Source organism: Variovorax sp. P4_B11, from assembly GCF_056402355.1.
Genome location: NZ_JBFUHO010000028.1, coordinates 64,143 through 84,003, shown reverse-complemented (window position 1 = coordinate 84,003; position 19,861 = coordinate 64,143). Strand labels below are relative to the sequence as shown.

Genomic DNA, 19,861 nt, shown 5'->3' with positions numbered 1-19,861 from the left:
GGTCGTCTGCTCGCCCGCCAGGTGCACTGACCAAGAGTCCGGCAGTCGCGATTCATGGCATGGCGTCGCTCGGGCCAAATCAGACGTCGAACTTCACGCCCTGCGCCAACGGCAAATCTCGCGAGTAGTTGACCGTGTTCGTAGCGCGCCGCATGTAGTTCCTCCAGGAATCGGAGCCAGATTCGCGCCCTCCCCCAGTCTCCTTTTCGCCGCCGAACGCGCCACCAATTTCGGCACCAGAGGTCCCGATGTTCACATTGGCGATTCCGCAGTCAGAACCACGGGCCGACAGAAAGTGCTCGGTCTCGCGAATGTCGTTGCTGAAGATGGCGGACGACAACCCTTGAGGCACATCGTTCTGAATGCTCAGTGCATTCTCAAAATCGCTATAACACATAACGTACACGATCGGGGCGAACGTTTCCTGCTGAACCGTGACCGTCTGCTTGGGCATTTCGACGATAGCAGGACGGACGTAGTAGGCCGACTGGAATTGCTCTTGGAGCAAGCGGTCACCCCCGGTGACCTGGCCGCCTTCCTCGCGAGCAGATCCGAGCGCCTTCTGCATGCTATCGAAACTCTTGGCATCGATGAGGGGACCCACAAGCGTTCCTTCCTCCAACGGATTGCCAACGGGCAACGCCGAGTAGGCCTTCTTGAGACGAGCCACCAAAGCTTGCTTGACCGTCTCGTGCACGATGATGCGACGCGTTGTCGTGCAGCGTTGGCCGCAGGTTCCCGCTGCGGCGAATACGATGCCCCGCACGGCTAAATCGAGGTCCGCGCTGGGTGTGACGATGACCGCATTGTTGCCACCGAGCTCCAGAAGGGAACGTCCGAAACGCGCTGCAACGCGTGGACCAATCGCCTTCCCCATGCGAGTGCTGCCCGTCGCAGATACCAGGGCGACGCGTTCGTCGTCGACCAGTACTTCGCCCGCCTCAAGTCCACCGATGATCACTTGCGACAAGCTCGCTGGTGCGGGACCAAAACGCTTCATTGCCTTCTCGAATATGGCTTGGCACGCCAGGGCCGTAAGCGGGGTCTTTTCCGACGGTTTCCAGACTACTGCATTGCCGCAGACGATGGCCAGTGCCGTGTTCCATGACCATACGGCTGCCGGAAAATTGAAAGCGCTGATGACACCGACCACACCGAGTGGATGCCACGTTTCCATCATCCGGTGCCCGGGACGTTCCGATGCAATCGTCAAGCCGTACAACTGGCGCGACAGACCGACCGCGAAATCACAGATGTCGATCATCTCCTGCACCTCGCCCCGGCCTTCCGAGAGGATCTTGCCTGTCTCGATCGAGATGAGCTTGCCGAGAGATTCCTTTTCTGCTCGAAGTTCTTCACCTAGGAGGCGCACCAGTTCCCCGCGACGCGGTGCTGGCACGTCTCTCCAGGCCTTGAAGGCCTCCGTGGCCAGCCGAACGGCCTCAGAAACCTCTGCGGGCGTGCGCCCCTTCAGGCGCGCAATTTCTCCGCCGTCGATTGGGGACGAAACCCGAAGTTCGCCGGTGGAATCCTTGCGGTCGATGCCGAAGTGAACAAGAAGTTCTGCAGTGATGGATTGGGTCATTAACAGGCCTTGAGGTTGAGGAGTGAAGATTGAAAAGCGCGAGCGAGTCGTGCAACGCCTTCGCGGATATCTCCGGCGTTTGGCGCAGCGAATGAAAGGCGCATTGCGACGCCGCTCGGTGCAGCAGGGAAAAAAGCCGCGCCTGGCACGAAGAGCACGTTGTTGGCAACGGCAGCACTGAAGAGCCGGTCAGGGTCGACGTGTGCGGCGCACTCCAACCACAGGAACATGCCTCCCGGAGCTCGTTGGAACGACACGTCATCACCCAAAGACGCCTCCAGTTCATCGGCCATCACCGCGGCGCGTGTTTGGTATTCCAGGCGCGCCCTTTCGACGCATGGTGCGTAACGACCGGATCGAAGATAGGCCGCTGCAATCAGCTGAGAAATCGGCGAAGTGCAGAGGTCCACGGTCTGCTTCGCGATAGCGCAGCGCCTGACGATGTCTTGCGAAGCTACCATCCAGCCGATACGAAGCGCCGGCGCGACAGTCTTGGACAGACTCGACAGATAGACGACGGGATTCTCAGCTGACGCTTGGCACTTCGCTGCCAGCTCGTGAATCGTTGGCGGCACTTCGGAAGTAAAGCTAAGCTCGCCGTACGGGTCATCTTCGACGATAAGGAACGCGTGCTGGCGAGCAAGCTCGATCAGCTTGATACGCCGTGCGTGTGAGAGAAGGCTTCCGCGGGGGTTTGAGAACGTGGGCACCGTGTAGAGCATCTTGGGCTTCTCACCCACCGCCAGCCGCTTCAACAACGCCTCGAGGTGATCGGTCTGCAGCCCGTTTTCGTCCATCGGAACTTCAAGGAGGTTTGCACCCGCAAGACGCAGTGCCTGAATCGCAGCCGGATAGGCTGGCGCCTCGAGGAGAACCGTGTCCCCCGGCTGGACAAAGACTCGCACCAAGAGATCAAAGGCTTGCTGCGAGCCGCTGGTCACGAGGAGCTGTTCAAGCGAAGAGTTCACACCGCGCTGCTGCGACATGTGCAGAAGCTCCTTCCTCAATGTCAACATGCCTTCGGTTGGGCCATACTGCAACGCCGCAGCCGGCGCCGAAAAAACTTCTTGCGCAGCCGCCTGGAGCCCTTCGCTATCGAACAGGGAAGGCGACGGATACCCTCCCGCAAACGAAATCATGTTTGGCTTACTCAGGTAGGGAAAAAGCTCTCGGATCGGAGAGCCCGCCGGCGCACGGAACGCGGGCACAAACAGATCGTTGATCACAGCGTAGCCTCCTTCACCTTGTTCGAAGAAGCTGCGACTTCGGCAGGCCCAAACTGGACGGAGCCCGAGATGCGTTCAGGGTCCAGCAATCGCTGGATCTCACCGGAGATCCGTAAAGCGGAGGGAGCCGTGAATCGGTGGTAGTAATGAAGGTTGTGTGGCCCGACGCCGTGCTCGGCACTGAAGCTTCCATCGAAATCGATCACGACGAGCTCGTAGAGCTGGTCCCGCACGTCGGCTACCACAGCCTCGTCGTAGAGCACGCTACTGTCGCGTGGCCAGACAAGGTTGAAGTGAAGGCCGCCATCTCCCACATGTCCGAAGTCGACGACCTTCAGACCCGGAAACTGCCGCTCAACGAGATCGCGGGCGGCGCTTCGGAAGCGCAGGAGGTCCGCGCGTCGAACTGAGACGTCGAAACCGATCACCTTACCGAGCGCTCGCGCTCCGTCGCTTAGGCTGTGGCGCAGTTGCCAGATTTCATGACCCTTGCCGATGACTGCATCCACGACTTCGTGGCCGATTCTTTCTTCCAGGAAGCTCATGAGAAGGCTCTCGAGATCGAGCGCCGATGACACGGGCGCACTGGAAGTGAGTTCGACAAGAATCGAGAAATCAGGCAGCGGGCCCTTGCCGAATGGACTGCGCAGTGAGGGCACGTGGTTCAAGGCAGCCTGGATGGCCGCACCAGACATGCCCTCGAAGGCGCTCAGAAAATCACCGAGGTTTGACTCGAAGGCCTTGAGCAACGTATTCACTGCTCCGTCCGTCGACGGGACCAGGAGCGCAGTCGCGGCCTGCCGTGGCAGCGCTGCAACCTGCAACGTTGCGGCGGTGATCACGCCCACTGCGCCGGATGTACCGACAAAAAGCTGCATGAGGTCAAAGCCGGTGTTGTTCTTCCGCAAGGGCTTGCCGAATCGTGCGATCTCACCTGGCGGATCGAACAGAACCGCTTCAACGCTCAACAGGTTGTGTCGAACATCGCCGTAGCGCAGCAGCCGAGCACCACCCGTGTTGCTCGAAATCATTCCGCCGATGCTCGGGTCCGCTGACAGGTCGATCGGGAAATGCAGGCCGTGGGGCTCCAGCGTCTGGTTCAGCTCATGCAAAAGCACGCCGGCGTCCACTTCGACCGTTCGATCGATGACGTCCACTTCGCACCGATGGCGCAGGCGGCTCAACGACAGAATGATCTGGCCGCCGGAAGTATCGGGTGAGCTTGCGCCGACCAGGCCGGTGTTGGCACCTTGCGCGATCAGCTTGACGCCTTTCGCGGCGCACAGTGCCACCACCTGCGAGACTTGGTCTGTAGACGCCGGTCGCACGACACAAAGAGCCTTCCCTGCCCCATAACGTGCGCCTTGCTCGTATGGCAAGGCATCGTCGTTCAGGAGGAGGCCCTCGGATCCGACGATTGCGCGTAGCAAATCAACAGTGCTGTCGGGGTTCATTTCGTCACTCATGGCGTGTCCGTTGCGTTCCGCGTGCGCTGATCAGATGAACAGCTTGTGCACCGGTCTCGTAACTCAATGAGCGGACACCGCGCCATGGAACGGGAGCGAGCGGCGTCATGGGCAGCGGTAGCTCATCCCGCGCAACCTCGCCCAAGATGACTCTCGCAAGCTCCCGGCCGAATACGGTTCCGGGTGCAATGCCACGGCCATTGAACCCGCTGAATGAGAGGACGTTGTGGTCCAGCTCATGAAACCTCGGCAGAGCGTTGCGCGTCATGCCGATGGTGCCGTACCAGGCATGTTCGAACTGGATGTCCTTGAGCCGAGGGAAGATCTTCGCGACGGCCCGCCTAGCCCAGTCTTGATGGATGCTCTTGCCTGTTCCGCGCAGGGCTCCCACGCTGCCAAAAACCAGACGGCCGGCGGCATCGAAGCGGAACGACGACAGGACCTGGCAGGTGTCCCATGCGCCTTGCCGGTCGGGAAGGATCGCTGCAGCGACGTCGCGAGCCAGCGGAACGGTCGCGACGTTGAAGTATGGCAGTTGAACCTGCTCAGCTTGAATGCCGGACCACAGACCCGCTGCGCCGGTATAGGCATCGGTCGCGACAATGACCCAATTCGCGGACACTGTCTTTCCGCCGCTTGTGGTCAACTGCCAGCGATCGCCCAAGCGCGTTGCAGACACCACGCGAGTCTGCGTATAAATCCGCGCACCGGCCCTGAGGGCAGCAGAGGCGAGGCCGCGCACGTACGCCAGCGGCTGGATCGTGCCGGCCCGGCGGTCGAGCAGCGATGCGGAGTAGGCCTTCGAACCAACGAGTTCAGCGGTTTTCCGGGCATCCAGCACCTCTACCGGTGCACCAAGGGCGGCCCACTGGCGGCCGCGTTCAGCGACCTCCGTTGCGCCTGTCTTCCCGACCGCACAGTGGAGCGTTCCTGCATGCATCGCTTCGCATTCGATGCCGTGGCGAGCCACAAGATCGAAAACGACGGAGGGCCCATGACCCAGCACGTTCAGGAGTCGCGTGCCGTACGGCTCTTCGAGCTGTTCCTTGAGTACGGAAGGCATCACCCACATGCCAGCGTTGACGAGGCCGACGTTCCTCCCCGATGCGCCGAAGCCGATCTCCGCGGCCTCCAGCACAACCGAAGTGGCGCCGCCCTCCGCGAGGTGCAGTGCCGAGGAGCATCCCGTGAAACCACCACCGATGATTGCGACGTCCGCAGTGACGTCCTCTGAAAGCGGCCGTGTCACGGGTCCGGCGGGTGCGGATGCGCCCCACAGGCCATGCGAAAGAGGATCTTGGGTCATTACGCGCCGCCATTCGAATTGATTTGACGGATGAGCAGATCGAGCGAGGCCTTTTGCTCGGCTTCATAGAGTTCAAACTCATCCAGGACGGTGGCGCCCAAGGCGCGCTCGAAGAGCGCCCGAGAGGGTCCTGTGTCGTATGCTTCAGCTTGGTGATCGCCCAAGTTCGACTGGAAGATCCCCGCGGCGCTCACTGGCAGGAAGTCCTCGTAGATGATTGGCAAGGCCGCGACGACACCTGAGGCGATGAGTGAATCCAGATCGAGCTCTGCTCCAACACCCTGTGGAACGGCACCACGGACCTCATAGCGAAAGAACGCCAGGCCCTCGCGACGCAGGGTTTCGTAGTCGTCCGGAAATTCCTTGAAGGCCGCCTCACTGCGACCCGCATCGTTGCGTGCTTTCTCCAGCAAACGGTCGTAGAGCGCCCGCCCCGTTCGGGTGAGCGCGACACCCCGCTGCTCAATTTCGCCGAAACGCGCCGTGTGCGCACCGGCCGAGTTGTCGTCGACAAAGGTCACTGCTTCCTCCAACGCGGTGAAGCTGGTTTGCCGCAGAAGGATGGGCGCCTTGCGGCGCGGAGGACCCTCGATGACCGCCTTCGCCGATATGCCACGCCGGGGCATCTCTCTCTGCGCGGCGTCGATGTCGAGCGTTCGCGGCGTCAGATGGTTGATGTGCGGCCCTTTGAAACACACGACGTCGGCAATCAGACGATGGGATTTGCGCAGGCGATCGTAGGCAGCGCGGGACACAGTGGCTGCGCTGTGCCACCGAAACGTCTCGAGCATCTCCGAGACAAACTCATCAGCATCCTGCTCGGAAAGCCCACCCCCTTGTTCAAACTGTGACGTGAGCGTCAGAGCTCGGGGCGTGAAGATGTTCCGGCGACGAAGCAGTTCGGAGGCCTCTTCACGAAGCTCAGCGTCGGCAATCAATTCGAGCCGCAGCAACGACGTGAACACTCGGAAGGGGTTCGAAGTCAGGGACTCCTCCGTAATGGGGCGAAACGCCGTCGAATGCACGGGAACGCCGGCGGTCGACAGGTCGTAGTAGGAGACCGGAGCCATCGCCATGACGGCAAACATCCGCCGAATTGTGTGCAGTTCCCGGGCGGTGCCCAGGCGGATCGCCCCGTGTCGCTCCACGCTCAGTCGGGCGCATTCGCCCTCCCCTGCAGCTTGCCGGGGATCCCGCTGCTTCGCTGCTGCGTTGATCTCCGCAACCAGGTCCAGCAACACGCCGTACTGCGGAACTTCCTCGCGGTACATCCTCGACATGGCGCTAGAAAAACGCGCGCGAATCTCGTCGGCGCTGACGAATTTCGACGCGGCGGTACCTACGGACAATGCCATTTCTTTTGTTTCAGTCATTCTGTGGATGCATCAACAGGGTTGCGGTGTTTAGATTTTCGGCTTGCCTTCACTAGCAAGCAAACGATAATCTGGTCCAACATCATTCCTTGGCAGAATGCCTGATGGTCACTCTCTCGCGTCGTTTCCTGCCCGCCATGTCGGTACTCGCATCGTTTGAGGCGGCGGCGCGACTTCAGAGCTTCACGGCAGCTGCAACCGAACTGCATCTCACCCAAAGTGCGGTAAGCAGGCAAATTCGAGGGTTGGAGGACCTGCTGGGATCGGAGCTGTTCCTGCGCGAGCGCCAATCTGTGAAGCTCACGCCCGCCGGAGAAACTTACGCGCGGGACATCCGGCGAAACCTTGAACAGATTGCGGCGGCCACCATGGGCATCAAGGCCAATCCGCAGGGTGGAACGCTCAAGCTGGCGATCCTTCCAACCTTCGGAACACGCTGGTTGGCGCCGCGCTTGCCCAGATTCTTGGCAGCTCATCCGGGCATCACCATCAATCTGAGCACGCGATTGGTGCCGTTCGACTTCGAGGTGGATTCGCAAGATGCTGCTATTCACTTCGGTCCACCGGAATGGGCCGGCGCGAGGCTGGATTTGTTGATGAAGGAAAGCGTCGTCCCGGCCTGCAGTCCCGAACTGCAAGAACGCCTGGGGCTGAACAAGCCCGTGGATCTGTTGCAAGCGCCGTTGATTCATCTTGTGAGCCGTCCGGACGCGTGGGAACGGTGGCTGCGCGCCTCGAACGTGGACTTTGATTTCGTTCACGGCATGCTCGTGGATCAGTTCGCGGTCGCGGCGCAGGCAGCGGTTTCAGGACTCGGTGTTGCTCTCCTGCCCACGTTCCTGATCAAGGAAGAACTGGCCCGCAAAGATCTGGTGGTGGCCGCCGGATCGCCGCAGGAGAGTGACGACAGTTACTACTTGGCTTGGTCGGCCAGCCGTGAAACCTATCCACCGTTGCAGGCTTTTCGCGCATGGATCCGGGCAGAGGCGCAGCCAGGCGCCTAGGCCGCTGGGGGGTGGGCTAGACGCCCTGCGCGTACCCATCGCGCTGCGGGTCGGCGCCACCCTGGAGGATGCCGCCAAATCGCGTGATTCCGTGCACGCCCGCGAAAGCATAGGACAGGTGCGTTCTGCGAACTTGGTAGCCCATTTCTTCCAGGTGGCGTTGCGTCTCGAGGGGAATACGGTTGGAAATGTCGATCGCGTTGCTCGTTGACACCATCCGGGGAGCGCTGATAGCTTCCTGGATGCCCATGCCCCAGTCGAGTGTGTTCAGCAGCACCTGGGTGACGGCAGGTCCGATCCAAGAGGCTCCAGGCGCTCCCACCGAGATGACCGGCTTGCCCGCGTCGAACACGATCGTCGGCGACATCGTCGAGTAGCGTCGCTTGCCCGGCTTCATGGAGTTGCGGCGCCCGGGAATCGGGTCATAGGTGCTCATGCCGCCGTTCAGCATGAAACCCGTGTCCTTGACGATGAAGCCCGATGGATTGCCCAGCGTATGGGTAAAGGAAACCACCATGCCCTCTTCATCGATAACCGAGATGTGGGTGGTGTGTTTCGATTCACCGATGGTCCGACGAACGATGTCAGCCTTCCTCCCTTGCCGAATGTCTTCAGCGCACTGTCGTGCGTAGGCTTCCGTCAGTAGCTCCTCAACTGGCTTTTCCATGAAGTCAGGATCGCCGACAAACTCCTCGCGATCACGCAAGGCGATCTTCATCGTCTCGCTGAGGACGCGGATGTATTCGGGCGAGTTGTGGCCCATGGAGACCAGATCGAAGTTCTCCAACGTCTTGAGCATCTGCGCCACCAATGCGCCGCCGAATGGTGGTCGAGGTACTGCGACTTCCCAGCCTCGGTAGCTCGTCTTCAGCGGCTCTGCTTGCACGACGCGAACGCCTTCCAAATCGGCCATCGACAGGATCCCGCCCTGCGAGCGCACGTCGTTGATCATGCGGCGCGCGATCTCTCCGGTGTAGAAGCTCTCCGCCCCTTCAGAAGCGATCGTCCGGAGCGTCCGAGCGAGGTCGGGGTTCAGAACCGTCGAGCCAGGCTTCTTGTAGCTGCCGTCTTCATTGAGGTAGATGCGACGGCCGTCGACGGTCAATGCAAGCTTCTCGCCATAGTTCATGCGCCCGTACTTGCGTTCGTCCTGCGTGAACACCGTGTAGACGTGAGGGCGAACGATCCAGCCGTTCTCGGCTCGCGAGATCGCGTCGGAGAACAGTGCCTCCCAGGGTCTCCTCCCGAATGCAGCGTGGACCTCGGACATCAGCTTGAGGACGGGCGGAGCTGATACGGACATGGCACCGGCTTCGTTGACGAACCCCTTGACGACGTACCCGAAGCCGTCCGTAGTGTCGCCGAGATACGCCTCCGCCCACTGATCCTCCCGCGTCTCGATTGGGCAAGAGCTGAGCCCTTCAAACACCATATGTCGCTGCGTGGCCGGCTCGAAGATGTGCAGCACCCCGAAACCTCCGATGCCGCACATCAAAGGGTCGATCACCCCCTGCGTGAAAGCGCAGGCCAGTGCGGCATCAAGCGCGTTCCCCCCGGCGCGAAGCACGCTCGCCCCTGCCTCGACGGCTTCCGGCTGAGGCGCAACGATCATCGACTTGGCTCGAGGGAGCCTGTTCACTGGAATTCGGTCGGTCATCACAATCGGCTTCGCAAGAATCAATCGTTGGAGATGCCGAGCTTGCGGATGAGCGGACCGAAGCTCTCCGACTCATGCGAGGCCTTCTGCATCACGGTCTCAGGCTTAGAAGGCAGGGGCTCCAGCGACATGCTGACCAGCTTGGCGTTGATCTCAGGGTTGAGCAGGAACTTCTGGGTCTCTGCGTTCAACCGGTCGACGATTGGCTTCGGTGTTCCCGCCGGCGCAACCAACGCGTACCAACCCGGGGCCGGAAAGTCCTTCACACCCAGCTCCGCAACCGTGGGCACGTCGGGCAGCGCAGGCTGCCTCTTTTCGCCAATGACCGCGATAGGTACCACCTTGCCGTTCTTGGCTTGCGGCGCACTGGTGGCGAAGACGTCCGACATCAACTGGGTCTGCCCGGCCAGAACGCTCTGCAGCCCGGGCGCAGAGCCGTTGAACGGAACGTGCGTGATTTGAATATTCAAACGCTGGAAAAGCAGTTCGCTCACCAAATGGGTCACATTGCCTTTCCCCGCAGAAGCGAAGTTCAAGGAGTCCGGCTTGGCCTTGGCGACCCGCACCACATCATCCAAGGTCTTGATTCCTGCTTCGGGATGGGCCACCAGCAGGAACGGCGTGTTCACGAGAAGCGCGACGCCGGTGAAGTCCTTTTGGGGGTTGTACGACAGAGATTTGTACGTGATCGGGTTCAGCGCAAGCTGCGACACGCCTGCGAGCAAGAGCGTGTAGCCGTCAGCGGGCTGTCGTGCGACCAATGTCGACGCAAGGATGCCGTTCGCTCCAGGGCGATTCTCGACGATCACCGGTTGCCCGATCGACTTCGAAAGGAAATCCGAATATAGGCGGGCGATGGTGTCCGACGCACCGCCGGGTGCTTGTGGAACGACCAGCTTGATTGGTTTGCTAGGGAAGATAGCCTGAGCGAAGCCTGGCGCCGACAGGCAAGCCAAGGTAGACAGGGCCATGGCACTCACGCAATTCGACAACTTCATGAAATCCCACCTTGAGCTTGAGTGAATGCTTCAAGTTTCAGGCCGATGACACCATCAACGCAAATGAATAAATTCGCTGAAACCATAAGCAAAAATGCATGTTCTCCTGCTTGCGCCTAGAAAAACATGAGCTGGTGGTTATGGATGGCCCTCGATTTATTCATTTGTGGCATGCGCACATGTCAAACAGAATCGTTGGATGCCGCCGATGCACATCAACGCCTTTGAAGATCTCGAGCGAGTCTACGCACATGCTGTCGGCCACAAGCTCCTGACGGTGCTCACCATCGATGTGCCTCGGTCGCTCAACCGGCGTGTTCATTCAAGCAATCCTGTCGCGTATCCCCGAGGTGGAACGAAGCCTCTCCGAACAGACAGCGAGTTCTATCGCACGATCGTGGTTGGAGGAACGCCGAGGCTTTGCGCTACACCGCAAGCCTGCCGAGACGCTTTTCCCGACTACCCGATTTTCGAGGCACTAGGCTGCGGCAGTGCCGTGAACATCCCCGTGATAGCTGGCGGAATCACAATCGGCTCGATCAATGTTCTGCATGAGGCTGGGTGGTACCACCAAGACATGTTCCCGCTTCTCTTGGAACTGGCGGCGCTCGCGGTGCCGCTGTTGAAGCAGCCTTCCGAATTCGAGGAGTAGTCCGATGACCCTTTTCACCCGTCGTCTTGTCCTTTCGATCTGCAGCCTGTTCGCAGCCGGAGCGGCAACGGGAGCAGCGGCCGCCGAGTACCCGTCGCGTCCGATCACCATCGTCTTCCCCTACGCCGTCGGCAGTGCCTCGGACACACTGGCTCGGCAGGTCGGTGAGATTCTCACCAAGGCGCTGGGACAACCCGTGGTGGTCGATCCAAGGCCAGGAGCTGGCGGATCCACTGCTCTCGAGTACGCGTCCAAGGCTGCACCGGACGGATATACCCTCGTTCTGACCGGCACGGGGACGATGGCGGTGAACCCGCACATATACAACCTCCGGCACCGACCCGTTGACTCGCTGAAGTCGATCACCATCCTGACCGAGATCCCCTTCATCGTCGTCACCAATCGTGACTTGCCGGTAAAAGACCTCAAGGACTTCATCAGCTACGCGAAGGCACGTCCTGGCGAGGTATCCTTCGGAAATGCAGGGATCGGAACGCAGGCACATCTCACACAGATGATGTTTCTCAAGGCGGCCGGTATCACCGCAAATGTAGTCGCCTACAAAGGTGGTCCTCCTGCCACGACGGATCTCTTGGGTGGCCACATCAACGCCATGATCGACAACGCGGCGTCGCAGACGGAGAACGTCAGGGCGCAACGGGTCCGGCCGTTGTTCGTGACGACGCAAGTTCGCAGTCCCTCGATGCCGAACGTGCCGACCGCCGATGAAGCGGGTCTCCCGGGTTTCGTGACCTCAGGTTGGTTCGGCCTCGCCGCGCCGAAGGACACGCCCACCGCAATTGTGGACCGGCTCCAAGCGGCCGTTGCCAAGGGATTCGCTCAGCCTGACATTCGGAAGAGGCTGCTCGAGGCGGGCTGGATCCCGGTGGCGAATCTCCCTGCCGAGGCAGACGCCCGTGCCAGGGCCGATCTGATCCGTTTTGAACGCGTCGCGGCGGATTTGCAGCTCAAACCCAACTGATCAGGAAACCTATGAAAACATCGATGAGCCCACGCGGCATGGTGGTCTGCCCCCAACCTGAAGCGGCGGAGACGGGCGTCGAGATCTTGCGTGCGGGCGGCAACGCAGTGGACGCGGCTGTGGCCTGCGCTCTTGCCCAGACAGTGGTTGATCCGCTCATGTGCGGAATCGCAGGCTTCGGGACAGCTGCTGTGTACATGAAACAGCCTGCGGCCCATGAATACATCGACTTTCACGCCCCTGCCGCGATGAGTGCAAGGTCCGACATGTGGGAGCATCTGCTCGAAGGTGAAGCCCGCGATGGTTTTGGCTTCAGCATCGCGGGGCGCTTGAACGACATTGGGTATCAATCAGTCGCTGTGCCCGGAACCCTCGCAGGCCTGCAGCGCATGCACGATCGCCACGGGAAGCTGCCGTGGAAAGAGGTCGTCGGACCGGCCATCGCATGGGCTCGCGACGGCTTCTTCGTCAGACCCGCGATGCATGCGTTTTGGGCGGACGAACCGCTGCAAGGACGTGCTAGCAACCGGGAGCGCCTGGCCTTTAGCGCGGATGGTCGGGCGCTCTACTGCACACCAGAGGGCCAGCCAAAATCGATCGGCGCGCCTCTTCGCAATCCGGATCTCGCGAACACGCTTGAAACGATCGCCCGTGAGGGGATTACTGCCTTCTATCAGGGGGAGATCGCAAGGGCGATGACGCAGGACATGGCTGCCAACGGCGGGCTCATCTCCATGGCGGATCTGGCCGCCTATCAACCCCGGCACAACGTGCCGCTGGTGGGATCGTATCGAGGGCGACGGATCACCACGAACCAGCCGCCTGGCGGTGGCGCCATGCTGCTACAGATGCTCAACATCCTCGAACGATTCGATCTGGCCGAACTGGGGCACAACAGCCCCGAGTTCATACGCGTGGTCTGCGAGACGATGAAGCGTGCCACCATCGAGAAGGACCGGTCGATCGGTGATCCGCTTTTTGTGGACGTTCCACTTGATCGGATACTGTCCAAGGAACTGGCCGCCGAAGCTGCCGCGTCCATCGCCGCGGGAGAGAAGGCAACTGTGCCTCGGCTGAGCAATGCAGTTTCTGTCCCCCGCGAAACCACACACACTTCAGTAGTGGATGCAGACGGCAACTGCGTCGCCCTAACCCATTCGCTGGGAATGCCCTCGGGGGTCATCACGCCTGGACTTGGCTTCATGTACAACGGTTGCATGGGCGTCTTCGACCCACGACCCGGCCGCGCCGGCAGCATCGAGGCTGGAAAGTCAAGGTTTTCTTCGGCCTGCCCATCTATCGTGTTCAAGGACGACGAGCCAGAGATCGTTTTGGGGGCTCCGGGTGGAACCCAGATCGCGATGGGCGTGCTGCAAACGCTGATAAATGCGATCGATTTCGACATGACGATCCAAGCCGCCGTTTCTGCTCCAAGGTTCTCCTCCACGAGCAACGCCATCGATGTGTCGAACCGCATTCCGCGATCGGTCACCCGTGCGCTGGAGGCGCTGGGCTACCAGGTAGTTCGGAATCCGTTCGGGTACACGATTGCCTGGGTGCATGCCATCAAGAACGTAAGCGGTCGCCTCGAAGGCGGCGCTGATCCGGGCCGCGACGGGGTCGCCTACGAGGCGTAGCGTCGATAGCGCTGACATCCAGAACGTCGTGCGGTCAGGGCATGCGCCATCCATTAACATTCGCTCATGAGACCGGATCTGAGCGAAATTTCGTGGGCACGCCGTCTCAAGTTTCGCCACTTGGAGATGTTTTTAGTGCTCGACCGTACTGGCGGAATCACGTCGGCTGCTGAGCAGATGCATATGACGCAACCGGCGGTGTCCCACTGGCTGGCAGAGATGGAGAGCGTCATCGGCTGTCCGCTCTTTGTTCGCGGGCGCAAGCTCAAGCTGACCGCCGCCGGCGAGATCTTGCGCCGCCATGCGGAGCGAATGCTGGGTGACGTGCAGCGGGTCGACAACGAACTGGCAGCGGTTCGCACCGGCCTGGTGGGTCGGCTCCAGATCGGGTGCATTCATTCGGCCGCACTGATGATGCTTCCCCAAGCCATTTCAGAGATGCAACTTCAGCATCCCAACATCATCGTGTACCTCGAAGAAAACACGATGCCGACATTGCTCGAACGCTTAAGCAAGCGAGAACTCGACTTGGTCGTCGGCACAGTGGACGTCCGTGGCCATCGATATGGCTTCGCGACTGATGTGCTGATGGAAGATGTCGTTCGCATCGTCTGCAGAGAAGACCATCCGTTTGCACGAAAACGCAAGCCGACCTGGAGCCAAGCCGCCGCGTTTCCTTGGGTTTTGCCGCCCTCCGGCAGCCTGACGCGGCTGCGATTCGAGGAGGCCTTTGCCGAGCACAAAGTCGGATTGCCGATCCCGCGTGTCGAAACCGCTTCGGTGGCATCTATCCAGGCCCACCTGCAAGCGTCGGAATGCCTCGCACCTCTTTCAGGCCTCGTCGCGGATTTTTATCGGTCCCTGAAGTTGTTGTCCGTGGTCCCCCTCACCCCGGTTGTCAACTTCGGTCATCTCGGATTGATCTGGTCGGACGACAACCCGAACCCCCTGCTGGGCGAGTTGGTGAATTCCTTGAAACGAACTGTCAACAAGCTTGTGCCGTCGCCGACTGCGCGCGCAGGGCCCAAATGAGCTTCGACACCCAAGCTACCGACCTCGCGACAAATCGGCGTGGCAGTTCATCAACTCCCCCTCGATAAGGGATCCGCGCTCCGTCGCCGAACGCATTCGCAGTTTTGCTGTTTCCTCAAGATCTTTCAAAGTCGCCATCACGGCAGCCGGCGTCTCGTGCCAGACATCGGAATAAGCTATGGAGGTGTCCCGGCTATCGGCATGAGCAATCGCCCGGGAGACTCCTGAAAACAAGTGCTAGTACCGCCAAACTACTCTACAGGTCGGTCCTCGGGATCGTGAAGCATCGGACCCGGTGGAGCGACGATGAAGTCATGTCCTTGCAACGTCAGCACTAGCCGCCATCCTTTAGATTAGGGAACATAGTGCTGGTGGCCCAGATTTCGATGTCCAATGGAACTAACTCGCCCGGTGCAAGCTTTGGGATTTCGTCGTGCGTGTGCCACGACAGGGCTTGCCTTGCTCTGGACAGGTCTTGCGATGCGATGCCCGCAGCTACAAGGACACCTACACTGCCCTGAAGCCCAAGTACGTCCACTGGGTCATTTTCGACGACTGCTTAACCGTTCGATATGACCGGATGACATCCGCGCATCTGGACGGCCGGCCGCGACGGTCAGATGTGGAAAGCGCTCGACGGCTGAAGCAGAACGACATCTCTATGAGCGCTACCAAATACGACAAGACCCTCTTCGCTTCCGTGACTAACGGCAGTCGTAACTGGCAGCGGCCTTGACCGATTCAGGTCCTGCATATGTCGCCTTCTGCGGGTACAGGCACAGCGGCATGGCGATGCTGCCGTCCGCCGAGCTCACGTCGATACGGGCAGGTGCAACGCCTTGCTCCACCCATTTGCGCAAGGCCACGAAGAGTTCGTCGCGGCCGTTGACGTACTGCGGCAGCGGCACCTTGGCGCCATCGAGGTTCGCGTTGGTTGACGGGTTTATCGAAGCGCTCGTCGAGAATGTGCTGTCGTGTGCGAGGCCGGGAATCAGGAACAGTCGATCGAAGGTCTGCACAGCCGCCGTTCCGCCCATCGTTGCTGCAACGCGATAGAAGTAGTTGAGCGAGCCCTGAGGCATGATCTTGTCGTCGGCGAGGCCGTGATAGGTCAGGAGCTTTCCGCCTGCATCCCGCCACGCGCCGAGGTCTGGATTGTCCGTGTTGATCTGGCTGAACGCGCTTTGCAAAGCGACACCTCGTGCTGATGCGGCCGCCAACATTGCATAGTCGAGCGACTTCCACTTGCTGGTTCCGTTGCCGGTCGCATTCGTGAACGTGTTGCCGGCGTAGGCCGGATCCTGGAGCTCCAGCGCAACCTGGTCGGTTGCGATCGCGAACGGGGTCGCGCCGGCCAACGACAGGGCTAGGTTGGTCCCCCGCGTCAGTCCCCACCAGAGCTGGTCGGAGCTGCTTTGCGTGGGGCCAGCGCCGTTGTCGACCGCGGGGTCGGGAAAGGTGCCTGTGACGGTCTGTCCGTACCAGATCTGGTTGATTACGCGCGCTTCGGCGAGGCTGACGCATGACGCACTGGCGCTTGCGCCCGTCACACCGTTACCGGCCACGCCCGCGCACAGCACATTCGCGTCCTTCGTAGGGTCGTAACGGCATTGGAGCGGATCAGCCAGGAAGCCCAGCCCCAGCGTGTCGCACGCCGTGACGGCCGCGCCGCTGACGAGGGCGATCTTTGACGCGGCCATCGGCGTGCCGAATTCGCGCTGCATCGCCACCTGCGGGTAGAGCTCGGCCGTGATGAACTTTGTCCAATTGAAGGCCGGCGCGCCGGCCAGGATGCCGTTGAAGTCGTTCGGATATTTCTGGGCCAGCTTGAAGCCCTGGCGTCCGCCCGTCGAGAAGCCGTCCCAGTAGGCATAGGTTTGCGCTTCGCCATAGTAAGCCTTAGCGAGCGCCTTGGTCTTCACTGCCATCTCGTGCAGGCTGCGCTCGGCGAAGTCCTGCCAGAGCACCGTATTAATGGTGCCGTCGGGATTCATCGCAAAAGAGCCGTTGTTGAGCAGCGCATGGCCGTGATCGGACGCCGAGACGACGTAACCCTTACTGACAGCCGGCAAGAACTGGGCGCGCGACCCGATCTGCGTCGGGTCGGCGTGTGCGCCTCCGGCCCAGCCGCCGCTGCCCATCGCGCGAATGACGCGATTCCACGCCGATGGTGCAGGCAGCCACACCTCGATGCCTATGCCCGCCGAAGTCGACGGTGCACCGGCCGGTCCGGGGTTCCCGGGACCGACAAGCAGTTTGACGAAGCACATGTCCACTCCCGCGACCGGTGGCGTCGGAGACGCCGGCGTGCCGGAGAGCGCAATCCGGTCACCGGCCTTGAATGCATGCACCACGAGCACTGACGTGCTGGCGTCTGGCTTGAAATTGGCGGCGATCGAGTCGTCACAGGTGAGCTTCGTTGCGACCGGCGGCGTTGTAGCCACGGGCGCTGGTGTCGTGGGCGAAACGATCGAGGGAAATCCGGCGCCGTTACTGCCGCCGCCGCCACAGGCCGCGAGGGTTCCCGCGACGGTCACCATCGCCAGCATCCTCCATGCCCTGTGCACGAGTAGCACAACGCGGTTCAGGCCCCATCGGGCCGATGCTTCGTATTTCATTTGTCTCCTTTGTTTGGAATTACCGGGGGTCCGCGGAGTGTTCGCGATCCGCGGACAGGTGACAAATCGAAATTTGAAGCGAGCTATTCGAATTGCCTATAGCTAGTGATTCGGGATTGCGGCCAAGAAGCGAAGCATGCACAAGGTGGAGTCGCGCGAATCGCTGTGCCGCGCGAGCACGCCGAGTCCGGGCATAGGTGGCAAACCAGGCAGCGGCAACTCCGCGATCGCACCAGCGTCCAGTAGGTCGCGCACGAAGCTCCGGGGCACGAAACCCAGCAACCCTTCCTCGTCGAGCAGCCGGCGAATGAGCGTGTGGCTGCGCGTGATGACCGGATGGGTGCTCACGTTCGCCGGCGCTTGTTCGCATAGGCCGTCGAACACCTGCCGCGCGATCGAGCCCGCGGGCGACAGCAACCACCGTTCAYGCCATGCGGACCTCCATGTGACGCGGCGCATCGCCGCCAGACGGTGGCTTGCCGCGCAGATCACGGCCAGCCGGTCGTCCTGCACGGGCGTGAAAGACCAGCCATCAGGAAGCACGGCGGGCCGACGACAGACCACAATGTCGACCTCTCGCCGGGTCACGGCCAGCAGGAGATCGTCGCCTTCGGCCTCGCGGATTTGGATCCTGATCGCCGGAGATGCGCGGCAGAACGCCGGCAGCGCCTTCAACAGAATCCCGTTCATCGCAGAGGTCGACGCCACGACCCGGACGACGCTCGCCCCTTTGTCCTGGCGCGCGAAGACGATCTCCGCGCTTTCCGCGGCGACCTGCATCAACTGGCGCGCGACCGGAAGTATGTCAAGGCAGGCCGGGGTCGGGCGCACACCGCGCGCATGCCGTTCGAACAGCCTTGTCTGCAGGAGGCTTTCGAGGCTTGCGAGGGTTTGCGTTACGCTTGGTTGTGCCAGCCCGATCTGTTCAGCGGCGCGCTGGACGCTGCCCAGCTCCGCCACCTTGAGCAGAATTTGGATGTGGCGGAATTTGCCGCGCGCCAGTATTCGATTGAGAAGAACCGAGGCTGTCTCTCGCATGGAATCGATCAGAGATCAGAAGGTGAATGCAACGCCCCCGATAGTAGGCCAACTGCCTGATAGTCGGCACGGCGGGCCGCGGCGCCGCGCGGCGTTCTTCGCATTGCTGGGCCTTGCCGCGGCGGGCGTGGTGCGGGCGTCCAGCGCCTGGGCGGGCGACACGGGCATTGTGCGCCTCGTCGTCGCCGCGCCACCCGGCGGTTCCTCGGATCTGCTCGCGCGCCGGCTGGCCCGGGGCATGCAGCCGGCCCTCGGGCGGCCAGTGATTGTCGAGAACCGGCCGGGCGCAGGCGGCGCCATTGCCGCCGCATTCGTCGCGCGCGCGGCACCCGACGGGAACACTGTGCTTCTGTCGTCGTCCGGCGACGCCGTCCAGCAAGCGCTGCACCCGGAACGTGCTATCGACATCCGCGCTGACTTCGTCCATGTCACGCAAGTCGCGGCCACCACGAACGTGCTTGTCGTGCATCCCTCGCTGCAGGCACGAAGCCTGGCCGCGCTCGTTGACGAAGCGCACGCGCATCCGGGCCGGCTGGCATACGCCAGTGCGGGTAAAGGATCATCGGGGCATCTCGCCATGGAAATGCTCAAGCAGCGTGCGAAAATCGACATGATCCACGTGCCCTACCAAGGAGGGGCGCCCGCCTTCAACGAGTTGTTGAGCGGCCGCTTGCCCCTGATGTTCACCAATCCCGACCAGGCACTGCCTTGGATAAGGCGGCAACGCGTGTGTGCGCTCGCCGTGAGCAGTCTCCAGCGGATTGCGGTGCTCGATACCGTTCCCACCGTCAGCGAGTGCGGGTTCCCCGGCTTCGAGGCTACTGCATGGGCCGGGCTGTCCGTGCCACGGGGGACGCCCCCATCGCGGGTCGGCACATTGCACGATTCGGCGTGCATAGCCATGAACGGTGCCATGCGCGCGGAGGAAGAAAGTATCGGCATTGAGGTCGTGAGCTCATCTCCCGAGCGCTATGACGCATTCATACGAAGCGAAGTTGGCAAGTGGGCCGAACTAATTCAGATGCCCGGCCTCAATCTGGATTGAGGTCAGCGCCCAACTCATTCTGAACGCCAGAGATGGCATCTATGAGCTTGAGCGGGACACGGTTCCTCATGAAAATGAGCGGCCCGCTTTGCCGAGGCCGACTTTTCGAAGGGGGCGAGCTCGCCGTTTATTTTTTTCGCCAAGGTGGGTACCCAAATTCCAGCACGGACCAAACACGAAAGACATCAGGGAGAACGAATCACCGATTGCTCGGGCGATCATGTTGTGAGGGCAAGATAGGT

The 19,861-nt window shown here is 61.3% G+C and carries 15 protein-coding genes; 6 read left to right on the top strand and 9 right to left on the bottom strand.

Features of this window, described 5'->3' with window-relative positions:
* Positions 1-79 precede the first annotated feature (79 nt).
* Genes amaB through hglS form a run of 5 tightly spaced genes read right to left on the bottom strand, consistent with a single transcriptional unit; the run spans position 80 to position 6,956 of the window.
* Entirely contained in the window at positions 80-1,585 is a 1,506-nt protein-coding gene (amaB, locus tag AC1DYD_RS23255) for an L-piperidine-6-carboxylate dehydrogenase (protein WP_478175113.1), read from the bottom strand.
* Entirely contained in the window at positions 1,585-2,811 is a 1,227-nt protein-coding gene (locus tag AC1DYD_RS23250) for an aminotransferase-like domain-containing protein (protein ID WP_478175112.1), read from the bottom strand. Before AC1DYD_RS23250 ends, amaB begins: the two co-directional genes overlap by 1 nt.
* Positions 2,808-4,277 (bottom strand): FAD-binding oxidoreductase, encoded by a 1,470-nt coding sequence (locus AC1DYD_RS23245; protein ID WP_478175111.1) that lies wholly within the window; start codon positions 4,275-4,277, stop codon positions 2,808-2,810. Before AC1DYD_RS23245 ends, AC1DYD_RS23250 begins: the two co-directional genes overlap by 4 nt.
* Positions 4,270-5,583: an NAD(P)/FAD-dependent oxidoreductase gene (locus AC1DYD_RS23240; RefSeq protein WP_478175110.1), complete on the bottom strand. Its 1,314-nt coding sequence runs from the start codon at positions 5,581-5,583 to the stop codon at positions 4,270-4,272. The genes AC1DYD_RS23245 and AC1DYD_RS23240 overlap by 8 nt, the downstream gene beginning before the upstream one ends.
* Positions 5,583-6,956, bottom strand: a complete 1,374-nt coding sequence (hglS, locus tag AC1DYD_RS23235; RefSeq protein ID WP_478175109.1) for a 2-oxoadipate dioxygenase/decarboxylase HglS — start codon at positions 6,954-6,956, stop codon at positions 5,583-5,585. Before hglS ends, AC1DYD_RS23240 begins: the two co-directional genes overlap by 1 nt.
* Before the next feature lie 104 nt (positions 6,957-7,060).
* Between hglS and AC1DYD_RS23230 the strand changes: the two genes are divergently transcribed.
* Entirely contained in the window at positions 7,061-7,960 is a 900-nt protein-coding gene (locus tag AC1DYD_RS23230) for a LysR substrate-binding domain-containing protein (protein WP_478175108.1), read from the top strand.
* A 16-nt stretch (positions 7,961-7,976) separates the two neighbouring features.
* Here AC1DYD_RS23230 and ggt (AC1DYD_RS23225) read toward each other — a convergent pair whose 3' ends face one another.
* Together ggt (AC1DYD_RS23225) and AC1DYD_RS23220 are read right to left on the bottom strand one after the other, a co-directional pair.
* On the bottom strand, positions 7,977-9,617 hold the full coding sequence (gene ggt / locus AC1DYD_RS23225; protein ID WP_478175107.1) for a gamma-glutamyltransferase: 1,641 nt from the start codon (positions 9,615-9,617) through the stop codon (positions 7,977-7,979).
* Between the two features lie 20 nt (positions 9,618-9,637).
* On the bottom strand, positions 9,638-10,615 hold the full coding sequence (locus tag AC1DYD_RS23220) for a Bug family tripartite tricarboxylate transporter substrate binding protein (RefSeq protein ID WP_478175106.1): 978 nt from the start codon (positions 10,613-10,615) through the stop codon (positions 9,638-9,640).
* 208 nt (positions 10,616-10,823) lie between these two features.
* On the opposite strand from AC1DYD_RS23220, the gene AC1DYD_RS23215 reads away from it, so the two are divergent.
* The 4 genes from AC1DYD_RS23215 to AC1DYD_RS23200 all read left to right on the top strand — a co-directional run bounded on the left by AC1DYD_RS23215 (position 10,824) and on the right by AC1DYD_RS23200 (position 14,918).
* Positions 10,824-11,267: a GAF domain-containing protein gene (locus AC1DYD_RS23215; protein WP_478175105.1), complete on the top strand. Its 444-nt coding sequence runs from the start codon at positions 10,824-10,826 to the stop codon at positions 11,265-11,267.
* A gap of 4 nt (positions 11,268-11,271) precedes the next feature.
* Positions 11,272-12,249 carry a Bug family tripartite tricarboxylate transporter substrate binding protein gene (locus AC1DYD_RS23210; protein ID WP_478175104.1) on the top strand — a complete coding sequence of 326 codons (978 nt, stop codon included), beginning with the start codon at positions 11,272-11,274 and terminating at the stop codon, positions 12,247-12,249.
* 23 nt (positions 12,250-12,272) lie between these two features.
* Complete coding sequence (gene ggt, locus AC1DYD_RS23205) at positions 12,273-13,886, top strand: gamma-glutamyltransferase (RefSeq protein ID WP_478175123.1); 1,614 nt, start codon at positions 12,273-12,275, stop codon at positions 13,884-13,886.
* A 66-nt stretch (positions 13,887-13,952) separates the two neighbouring features.
* A complete protein-coding gene (locus AC1DYD_RS23200) occupies positions 13,953-14,918 on the top strand; it encodes a LysR family transcriptional regulator (RefSeq protein WP_478175103.1) in 966 nt (321 codons plus the stop codon).
* 704 nt (positions 14,919-15,622) lie between these two features.
* Here AC1DYD_RS23200 and AC1DYD_RS23195 read toward each other — a convergent pair.
* Positions 15,623-17,536: a tannase/feruloyl esterase family alpha/beta hydrolase gene (locus AC1DYD_RS23195; RefSeq protein ID WP_478175102.1), complete on the bottom strand. Its 1,914-nt coding sequence runs from the start codon at positions 17,534-17,536 to the stop codon at positions 15,623-15,625.
* Positions 17,537-17,638: 102 nt separating this feature from the next.
* Positions 17,639-18,574, bottom strand: coding sequence for a LysR family transcriptional regulator (locus AC1DYD_RS23190; protein WP_478175101.1), 936 nt, complete (start codon positions 18,572-18,574; stop codon positions 17,639-17,641).
* Here AC1DYD_RS23190 and AC1DYD_RS23185 point away from each other — a divergent pair.
* A complete protein-coding gene (locus tag AC1DYD_RS23185; RefSeq protein WP_478175100.1) occupies positions 18,573-19,619 on the top strand; it encodes a Bug family tripartite tricarboxylate transporter substrate binding protein in 1,047 nt (348 codons plus the stop codon). The two genes, AC1DYD_RS23190 and AC1DYD_RS23185, sit on opposite strands and share 2 nt — an antisense overlap.
* The last annotated feature ends 242 nt before the right edge of the window (positions 19,620-19,861 follow it).

What these genes read in the sequence shown, in the direction of transcription:
- amaB (WP_478175113.1), bottom strand. Translation starts at nt 1,585, where the DNA reads ATGACCCAATCCATCACTGCAGAACTTCTTGTTCACTTCGGCATCGAC.
- AC1DYD_RS23245 (WP_478175111.1), bottom strand. Translation starts at nt 4,277, where the DNA reads ATGAGTGACGAAATGAACCCCGACAGCACTGTTGATTTGCTACGCGCA.
- AC1DYD_RS23240 (WP_478175110.1), bottom strand. Translation starts at nt 5,583, where the DNA reads ATGACCCAAGATCCTCTTTCGCATGGCCTGTGGGGCGCATCCGCACCC.
- hglS (WP_478175109.1), bottom strand. Translation starts at nt 6,956, where the DNA reads ATGACTGAAACAAAAGAAATGGCATTGTCCGTAGGTACCGCCGCGTCG.
- AC1DYD_RS23230 (WP_478175108.1), top strand. Translation starts at nt 7,061, where the DNA reads ATGGTCACTCTCTCGCGTCGTTTCCTGCCCGCCATGTCGGTACTCGCA.
- ggt (WP_478175107.1), bottom strand. Translation starts at nt 9,617, where the DNA reads ATGACCGACCGAATTCCAGTGAACAGGCTCCCTCGAGCCAAGTCGATG.
- AC1DYD_RS23220 (WP_478175106.1), bottom strand. Translation starts at nt 10,615, where the DNA reads ATGAAGTTGTCGAATTGCGTGAGTGCCATGGCCCTGTCTACCTTGGCT.
- AC1DYD_RS23215 (WP_478175105.1), top strand. Translation starts at nt 10,824, where the DNA reads ATGCACATCAACGCCTTTGAAGATCTCGAGCGAGTCTACGCACATGCT.
- AC1DYD_RS23210 (WP_478175104.1), top strand. Translation starts at nt 11,272, where the DNA reads ATGACCCTTTTCACCCGTCGTCTTGTCCTTTCGATCTGCAGCCTGTTC.
- ggt (WP_478175123.1), top strand. Translation starts at nt 12,273, where the DNA reads ATGAGCCCACGCGGCATGGTGGTCTGCCCCCAACCTGAAGCGGCGGAG.
- AC1DYD_RS23200 (WP_478175103.1), top strand. Translation starts at nt 13,953, where the DNA reads ATGAGACCGGATCTGAGCGAAATTTCGTGGGCACGCCGTCTCAAGTTT.
- AC1DYD_RS23195 (WP_478175102.1), bottom strand. Translation starts at nt 17,536, where the DNA reads ATGAAATACGAAGCATCGGCCCGATGGGGCCTGAACCGCGTTGTGCTA.
- AC1DYD_RS23185 (WP_478175100.1), top strand. Translation starts at nt 18,573, where the DNA reads ATGGAATCGATCAGAGATCAGAAGGTGAATGCAACGCCCCCGATAGTA.